The sequence below is a fragment of the Chryseobacterium sp. C2(2020) genome, assembly GCF_014218915.1.
In the GTDB taxonomy this organism is placed as follows: Bacteria; Bacteroidota; Bacteroidia; order Flavobacteriales; family Weeksellaceae; genus Chryseobacterium; species Chryseobacterium mucoviscidosis.
Map to the genome: position 1 here is coordinate 65167 of NZ_JACLCT010000024.1, position 7425 is coordinate 72591.

The window sequence follows — 7425 nt, forward strand, 5'->3', positions numbered from 1 at the left end:
TTTTTGCTGCGCTTAGTTTAAACGCAAAGACTCGCAAAGATTTTTTTTAAATTTATTCTGCATATTTTTGTTCGCAAAGGGCGTTTCACTCAGCAAATGATAGCAGTACAGTGAAAAAGTTTGTAAAGAATTGATTTTATTAAATTACTTTTTACTAATTATTTAAATTTAAATTCAGCATTGCGCGAAGAATATTGGTTTCTTCATTGATGTCGAACATTTTACTCATCACGTCGGTATTTTCGAGATTTTTAATATAATCCTGAAGTACGGCAATGACCTGTTCCGGCAGCGTTTTTTTCCTTTCGTTCATTGTCTCTTCCAATTGTTCGTTTTTTCTTTTTAACTGATAAACAATTGTTCCCTGATTCGATTCATTGGGCATTGTATCTAGTTTTTCCAGTTTTTTAGGATCAATTAAATACATTTTTCTGCCTTCGATATCAAAAATGAAGTGATCGTCGGACTGGAAGATTTTAAATAATTCATATTCGTTTCCCGTGATGACGTATCCGCACACAAAACGAACCTTAAAGTTCTGAATATTAAGCCTTCCCAGTAATTTCCTTTCAATCTGATAATCCTGATACTGATAGGCAGGAAAAGAACCGGATTTCAGCAATTCTTCTTCAACGTTCGAACGGTAGAATTCTGCCGCATATTTTTTGTAGAAATACAGAACATTGTCCCAGTTTGCCCGAAATTTGTCTTGCGTAAGATCATTATACAGACTTTTCAGCTGATTGGAAAAGATCCCGCTGTACATTTTACGGTCTGTTTCGAAACCGTCTACCCGCTTTTCTTCAAAACCTGAAATGTATTTGCTGTTAACATCAATTTCATTAAGCACCGCCAACATCTCATTTTCCTTCTGCCTTTTAATTTTGGTTAAAAGTTCAATAAGACTGTCGGTATACTGAAGATGAAAAAGTTCCAGTTTGCTGTAATCGAGTCCGTTATTTTCCTGAAAAAGATTATGGATAATATCGGTCTTAATGTAGATCGAAATTATATCAACATTTTCAAAAAAATTCGCGAGAAGTTTAAGTTTGGTTAATCTTCTTTTGCTTTGCGACAATATGTTTACAGCATCATCATTCACTTTTCATCTCTCATTCTTATCCTCTTACGTTTGCTTTTAATTCGTGTTCCAGAGTCATCAGATCCTGATCCAGCTTTCTTCTTCCTTCTGCTCCCTGTTTTTGGATCTGCTTTACTTCGTTTAATGTATTGATTAATTTTGAAGTTGTTTCTCTTAATGTTTCCACAGAAACGATCGTCTGTTCATTAGCTCTTGCTACATTAATGGAGTTCTGCCCCAAACGTTCTGCATTTTTTCTTAAAATTTCTTCCGTCGTAGCCGAAACTTTCTGCTGAATTTCAATACTTTGCTGCTGTCTGTACATCGCTACTGCCAGTGAAAGCTGATTTTTCCAGAGCGGTAAAGTCGTCGTTAAAATCGTCTGTGCTTTTTCTGCAATCGAAACGTTGTTGTTCTGAACGAGTCTGATCTGCGGAAGCGACTGCATCATGATTAATCGAACCACCTTCAGATCGGCTAATCTTCTGTCTAATCTTGCGATAAAATCTCTCTTATCCGCAATCTGATAATCCTGAAATTCTTGAGTATTGGCTTCCATGTGCGCTAATTCGGCTCCCGCTTTTTCCATTCTCAGGTTTCCGATAATCACCAGCTCTTCGATTTGCTTAATGGCATTCACATTACTTTCGAAAATCGTCTGCAAAACAGCATTATCTTTCGTGGAAGTAATGATTCCTGCGTTTACTTTATAAGCAATCTGATCGATATTGTTGATGATTTTATCATATTTGGCAAATAAATTCTCAATCTGCGTCATGACACTTTTCATGAAAGGCAATTTGCTTAAAAAACTTTTGAATTTATTCTGATTTAATTCTTCAACATCTACATAATTCAGCTCGACTAATAAATTATTAATCAATTCACCTACTTCTCCGGAATTTGATCTCCTTACATTTCCAAGGAAACTGTCACTCTGGTTGGATAATGTTCTCTGAAGATCGGCTCCAAAGTTAACGATGGATCCAGGATTAGTTTCGTCAATAGAATCTGCAAGGGCTTCATATTTCTGGCGTTCTTCTGTCTGTAACTGCGTAAGATTTACATTTCCGTCTCTGTCTACTAATGGTGCAGGAGGCGTACTTGGCGTTGCCATACTCGGCGGCGGCGCCATCGGAGTAGGTTCGAATGTCTTTAGAGGTTCGATTGATCCAAGCGGATCTATAGGTTGATTTTCCTGATTGTCCATAATAGATTATTGATAGATTGATACAAATTTTTCTAGACCTTCTCTCTGTCCGCTTCCTACCGCTTCAAATTTCCATTCGCCGTTTCTGTTGTAGATTCTTCCAAATTCTACTGCGGTTTCGATAGAGAAATCTTCGTCCAATTCATATTTTAAAATTTCTTCGTTGGTATCTGTATTGAAAATTCTGATGAAAGAATTTCTTACCTGTCCGAAGTTCTGTCTTCTTGAATCTGCTTCGTGAATGGTTACTACAACAGTAATTTCTTTCACAGCATCATCAATTTTAGTTAAATCAATTTTAATCTGCTCATCATCTCCTGTTCCGTCACCTGTCAAGTTATCACCAGAGTGAATCACTGCTTTGTCCGGAGACTCCAGATTGTTGTAAAAAATAAAATGATTATCTGAAATTAACTTTTTATTTTCACCTAATAAAAATAAAGAAGCATCCAAGTCGAAAGCCGTTCCGGTAGATGTATTGTTAATATCCCATCCAAGACCAACCGTAAATTTCGGTGCGTTTATATTTTCTCTCTGTCCTTTCTGTAAGTTAATAGCCATAATATAATTCGGTTTGTGTTAAAGTGTTTATATTGTTTTTATATTCTTTTATTAAATGATAATTGTTGCTGATTGCCAGTTCCAGCAGATTATCCATCAGTTCCTTTTTTACTTTAGACGAAAGATACTCAAAATTACCTGAATCTAAGCCTAAAATATATTTTACAATTCGTGTATTAAACTGAAAACTAGGCTTCCCCATTACTTCTGCGATATCTTGTACATTTTTTACCGCGTAATAATTAAAATAATTTTCAATTTTAGGATCAAGATCAAAATTCATCAGCTCAGCATAATACATGAATAAAAAATCTGCCTCTACATTATATTCATCAAGAATTTTGTTCACTGTAAACTCATGGCTTCCTGTTATTTTAATATCATCTATAAAAATACAAAGTTTTCCTCTAAGAAAATCTTTATCCAGATAATACGTATCATTCGCTATGAGATTTTTACGGTCTTCAAAACTTAAATTTCCATAATCTGTCGTGTAGGTATGATTTCTGTTAATTTTCGATAAAATACTTGATTTTTTTCCTTTCTGAAACAAATAAAAATCCAGATGTTTTTTAAAGTAAAAACATAAAAAATTAGACGCTGTAGGAATTGCCATGTAAGGACTTGGCAATACCACAATTTCTTTATCTGTATTTAAAATATCTTCATGTGAAGAAACAAATCCTTCGAACAGTTCTTTTGCAAATTTTTCAGCATACGACTTATCGCCATATTTGAAATAGCTGTATTCTTCGGGTGAAAATGTAAATTCATCCGCCGAATGAATGTGGTGTAAGCTGTACCTCTTGTTCATAGTTATATTTTGGGTGTAAGTAAGTGTGCATTGAAACCAAAATCCTTTGCGCCTTTATAATCCGCGACAGGATTATCTCCGATATGTAAAACCTGTTTTACATCTAAATCCTGATTGGGCAGTAAATTTTTCACTTCCTGAAAGATTTTCGGATCGGGTTTTGAGCAGTTCATTTCATCAGAATAAATGTGGAAATCAATATACTGATCGAGGTTTTCACTGATCAGGAATTTTCTCATGGTTTTTCCTTTAATAAAACCTGTATTGCTTAGAATATTGATTGTTTTTCCCTGATTTTTAATTTCATCAAAAAACTGATGTAAATTTTCAAAAATCACAACAGGTTTATATTCCAGAAACAGATCTTCGCTTTTCTGATAAAACTGATTTAACTGATCTTTATTCAATTGTTTTACATCTACTTCCAGTGCATTTAAAATTAATAAATAAATTTCAAAAGTGTCAACATTTCCTCCAATTACCTCATTGATAGAATTGCAAATATCATCATAATATTTTACGACTTTCGCAACTTCGTTAATAGGTTTTTTTACGTCAAAAAATGAGGAGAACAGCTCAACTCTTTTTGCTTTAAATTCAGGATGAGATTTTATTAAAGTAAGCCACAAATCAAAGGAAAAATGGGAGTGATTGTGGATGTCTATATCTGTTTTCAAAATGGTTTAGTTAAAATTTTTATTTAGCTTTTTCCTGAAAAAGATGTTTTAAATGGTTATTATTTTCTTTCATCTGTTCGTGTTCAAAATACAATTCCTTTCAAAGATAGAATTTTTAAATTAATGTGTAAATGTAGTTTGATGTTTTAAGAAATTTTTATGATTTTCCGTAATATTTGTTATTGAAAAATTCTTTTTTTTAAACACAAAGTCCTCAAAGATTTTTTTATAATTATTGTGGGTATTTTTCGTTCGCAAAGGCGTTTCACTCAGCCAAGACTTGATGCTATCATTTGCTGAACGAAGTGCCTTGGCGAACGAAAATGTCTTCAAAGGATTGAACAAAACCTGGCGATCCTCGCGTTAAAAATAATTTAGCAAATAATGTCTTTAAATTTTCAATTTTTCAGTCGTTTAAAAAAAATTAAAAAAAATTTTTGCTGTTAAATTTTTTTTTCTAGCTTTGCAACCGGTTAACAATCAACAATGTCAACAAAAATGATAAATATAATTACTTTAAGCAATCCTATCAGAGCTGTGTACTTTGGTAGCACTAAATATTTATCTAAATAACGATCGACCTTATAAAACTAAAATATAACGAAGGCCTGTCTGTTTCAGATAGGTCTTTTTTGCTACCCTACTTTTCAGCTTTTACATTCGGAAAGGTTGTCTATTTTTTTAACGCAAAGAAAAATTTTCTTACTGAATAAGAAAGTGAGCAAGGATTTTAATCAATAAATTGATTTTAAGAAGCTGGATTTATCAGCGACTTTGTCACAACTCTGCTCTCTTAAATAAAAAAAACAGTTTTCAAAGAATTTTGCGTTTTAAAACATTTTACAACCTTAAAATCAACAATTTAAATTTAACAAAATGAAATACAACACACGAAATATAGGGATTATAGCACACGTTGATGCAGGAAAAACAACACTTACGGAAAGACTTCTTTATTACACGGGAATGATTCATAAAATCGGAAATGTGGACGAAGGAAATACCACAATGGATAAAGACATCCAAGAGAAAAACAGGGGAATTACGATTTCTTCGGCTGCGATTTCTACCCAGTGGAAAAAAGATGAAAATGTCTTCAATATCAATATTATCGATACTCCGGGACACATTGATTTTGCGGTGGAAGTTGAACGCTCTTTACGCGTTCTGGACAGCGTCGTAGCAGTTTTCTGTGCTTCTTCGGGAGTTCAGCCACAAACGGAAAATGTCTGGTTCCAAGCTGAGAAACATGGAATTTCAAAGATTTGTTTCATTAATAAAATGGATAGAATAGGGGCAGATTTTTTTGCTGTTTTAAATGAAATTAAAACAAAACTGAATGCAGTTCCTTTAGCTTTACAAATTCCGATGGGTTCAGAAGACAGTTTCGAAGGTGTTATCGATTTAATTAAGCAAAAAGCGCTGTACTGGATGGATGAAAACGGAGAAACCATTATTGAAAAGGAAATTCCGGAACTTTACAACGCTGAAGCTCATGAATGGAGAATAAAACTAATGGAAACTTTGGCCGAATCTGACGAACAGTTTTTTGAATATTTTCTGGATTCTGAAACAAAAATTTCTGAAGAAATGATCACTGAAGCCATAAAAAGAGCTTGTCAGTCAAGAAATTCAGTTCCTGTTTTATGTGGTTCTGCATTCAAAAACAAGGGAGTACAACCTTTGCTTGATGCGATCGTTGGTTATCTTCCTTCACCGGATCAGTTGCCTTCCGTGATAGGAAAAGATGCAAAAATAGAAGAAACGGTTGAACTGGAAAGAAATGAAGAGGAAATGTTTTCAGGACTGGTTTTCAAAGTGGTGATTGATAAACATATGGGTAAACTTTCGATGTTGAGAATTTATTCGGGAAGTATACAATCCGGTGATACGGTTCAGAATGTAAGGACGGGTGAAAGTTTCAGAATTTCAAGGATTTTGCAGATGCAGTCGAACAAAACGATAACGGTTGAAGAAGGAAAAGCAGGAGATATTGTGGCTTTGACCGGAATAAAAGATGCGAAAACAGGAGATTCTTTATCTGGTCTTGAACAGGCTGTTTTGCTTGAATCCATTACGATTCCTGCTCCGGTAATCAGGGTTTCTATTGAACCGAAAACAAATGCGGATGAAAAGTCTTTCGGACTGGTTTTAGCAAAAATTCAGGAAGAAGACCCATCGTTGGTTGTTGAAAGAGACCGACAAACAGGAGAAACTTTACTGAGCGGTTTGGGAGAACTGCATCTTGAAGTTACTTTAGAAAAAATCAGGTTGAATCATGGAATTGAAATCAATCAGGGAAAACCTAAAGTTTCGTATAAAGAAATTTTAACGGAAACCAGAACGCACCGTGAAAAACTCGTGAAACAGAATGGCGGAAGCGGACAGTTTGCGGACATCACGTTTGAAATCGGACCGAGAAATGATGATGGAATCGGTCTGGAATTCATCAATCAGATCAAAGGCGGAGTGATTCCGAATGAATTTATTCCGTCTGTTGAAAAAGGTTTCCGAGAAGCAATGGAAAACGGAGCATTACAGGGTTATCCTCTGGAAAGCATGAAAGTTACGCTTCTCGACGGATCGACTCACAGTAATGATTCTCATGCTCAGGATTTTGAAATGGCAGCAAGAGACGGTTTTAGGGAAATTGGAAAATCCTGTAAGCCTAAATTAATGGAACCTATCATGAAAGTTGAGATTCAGACGATTGAAGATTATACAGGAGCGGTGACTGCGGATATCAACAAACGAAGAGGAATCATCATCTCAATTGATGAAAAATCGGGAAGAAAAATTTTCACGGCAGAAGTTCCTTTAGCTTCTACTTTCGGATATATTTCTGATCTGAGAACGTTGACGAGCGGAAGAGCTTCGATCAGCATGAAGTTGTCGCACTATGCTTTGGTGCCTGATTTCATCGCAAATACATTAGTAACCTAAAAGACAAGGGCTGTAAATTTATTTTTGCAGTCCTTGTTTGGGTTATTGAAATAAATTATTAAGGTAGTGTCCTACTAACTGTGTAAGTAGAAAAGTTATTCTGAAAAATTTTGAGCCCTCAAAGCTCAAAAAATTTTTC

The 7425-nt window shown here is 34.7% G+C and carries 6 protein-coding genes; 1 reads left to right on the plus strand and 5 read right to left on the minus strand.

Annotation, left to right across the window (positions count from 1 at the left end):
- Positions 1–154: 154 nt before the first annotated feature.
- The 5 genes from H6W52_RS14150 to H6W52_RS14170 are packed head-to-tail and all read right to left on the minus strand — an operon-like array spanning position 155 to position 4343.
- Entirely contained in the window at positions 155–1102 is a 948-nt protein-coding gene (locus H6W52_RS14150; protein WP_116098789.1) for a hypothetical protein, read from the minus strand.
- A 16-nt stretch (positions 1103–1118) separates the two neighbouring features.
- On the minus strand, positions 1119–2291 hold the full coding sequence (locus H6W52_RS14155) for a toxic anion resistance protein (RefSeq protein ID WP_116098790.1): 1173 nt from the start codon (positions 2289–2291) through the stop codon (positions 1119–1121).
- A gap of 6 nt (positions 2292–2297) precedes the next feature.
- Positions 2298–2852, minus strand: a complete 555-nt coding sequence (locus H6W52_RS14160; protein ID WP_076392789.1) for a TerD family protein — start codon at positions 2850–2852, stop codon at positions 2298–2300.
- Positions 2842–3666 (minus strand): phosphoribosyltransferase family protein, encoded by an 825-nt coding sequence (locus tag H6W52_RS14165; RefSeq protein WP_116098791.1) that lies wholly within the window; start codon positions 3664–3666, stop codon positions 2842–2844. The genes H6W52_RS14160 and H6W52_RS14165 overlap by 11 nt, the downstream gene beginning before the upstream one ends.
- Before the next feature lie 2 nt (positions 3667–3668).
- Positions 3669–4343, minus strand: a complete 675-nt coding sequence (locus tag H6W52_RS14170) for an HAD family hydrolase (protein WP_116098792.1) — start codon at positions 4341–4343, stop codon at positions 3669–3671.
- 876 nt (positions 4344–5219) lie between these two features.
- On the opposite strand from H6W52_RS14170, the gene fusA reads away from it, so the two are divergent.
- The gene (gene fusA, locus H6W52_RS14175) at positions 5220–7286 is read left to right on the plus strand and encodes an elongation factor G (RefSeq protein WP_185216758.1); all 2067 of its coding nucleotides are present in this window, start codon (positions 5220–5222) and stop codon (positions 7284–7286) included.
- Positions 7287–7425 lie beyond the last annotated feature (139 nt).